We start from the raw sequence: 1,472 nt of genomic DNA on the forward strand, positions 1-1,472 counted from the left end.
CACCGTGGCGCGCACCGACGTCGCCCCGTTTGTGGCCAGCTGGTTCGGCCGCGACCTGCAGCGCGATGAACAGAAGAACCCGGAACACGAGGTCAGCAACAACCGCTGGTGGGTGTTCGGGCTGGGCGTGGTCATCATGATCCTGGCAATCGTGGTGGACGACGTGGTCGCGGCGCTGACCATTTCCTATGACATCCTGGTCGGCGGGCTGCTGATCTCCATCCTCGGCGGGCTGATTTGGCGCCGCGGCAACGGGGTGGGCGCGGCCTGGTCGATGGCCGCGGGCACGGCGGTCACCCTGGGCACGATGATCTACCTGGAGATCGGGGCGAAGAACACGTTCGACGGGGTGTACGCGAACGAACCGATCTACTTCGGCCTGCTCGCCTCGGCGTTGACCTACATCGTGGTCTCGCTGGCCACCGGGCGCACCGACGCGCAGGTGCTGGCCAGCTGGGACCGGCGGGTGGCCGGTGAGAGCAGCGTGGAGGCGTGCAGGACTCCGCGGTGCGCTAAGCACAAGGTCATAGCGGCCGCATAGCCGCAGCTGTGCCGGAACCCAATACCGGTGCATATCCTCAAAGGCACCATGGGCAACAGGCCCGGTGGTGCCCTTGGTTTTAAAGCTGCCCGGATGCACAAAGGAGCCGTCATGACATCCACCCCGCCAGGACGCTGGTTCAACAACCGCCCCCTGCCCCGCCCGGGCGAAGACTTGGAGGATCAGGGGCTGGGGTTTGACGTGCAAACCCTGATCGACCGGCGCCAGATGCTCACCGCCATGGGGCTGGGCACCCTGGCCTTCACCCTGTCCGCCTGCGCCCCCACCGCCGGAACCGGTTCACGGGGCGCGGCTGAAATCCCCGAGGAGACGGCCGGCCCCTACCCCGCGGACGGGTCCAACGGACCGGACGTGCTGGAGCGTTCCGGGATCGTGCGCAGCGATATCCGTTCCAGCTTCGACGGCGCCACAGGCACCGCCCAGGGCATCGAGATGCAGCTGCAGCTGCGCATCCTGGACAGCGCGAAGGACAACGCCCCGATGATCGGGGTGGCCGTCTACGTCTGGCAGTGCGACCGCCAGGGCCGCTACTCGATGTACTCCACCGGGGTGCAGGAGGAAAACTACCTGCGCGGCGTGCAGCTCAGCGACCAGGACGGGATGGTGAGCTTCACCAGCATCTTCCCGGCCTGCTATGCCGGGCGCTGGCCGCACATCCACTTTGAAATCTACCCGGACGAGCATTCGGTCACCGATGCGGCCAACGCGATCGCCACCTCCCAAGTGGCCCTGCCCCAAGAGGCGTGCGAGCAGGTGTACGCCACCGTGGGCTATGAGCCTCGGTCAAGAACCTGGCCGCGGTGAGCCTGCGCAGCGACAACGTCTTCGGCGACGACGCCGGCGCCAGCCAGCTGGCCGCCGTCACCGGCAGCAACACCGAGGCTATAGGGTGAGCCTGGAGGTCCCGGTC

General features: G+C 67.3%; 1 protein-coding gene and 1 pseudogene. Both read left to right on the top strand.

Annotated features, from left to right (window positions below; translation table 11 throughout):
• A pseudogene (locus JCM19049_RS14055) lies at positions 1–541 on the top strand (sodium:solute symporter); the annotation flags it as partial.
• 111 nt (positions 542–652) lie between these two features.
• Complete coding sequence (locus JCM19049_RS14060) at positions 653–1,366, top strand: hypothetical protein (RefSeq protein ID WP_054821893.1); 714 nt, start codon at positions 653–655, stop codon at positions 1,364–1,366.
• Positions 1,367–1,472: the final 106 nt, after the last annotated feature.

The sequence above is a fragment of the Arthrobacter sp. JCM 19049 genome, assembly GCF_001310435.1.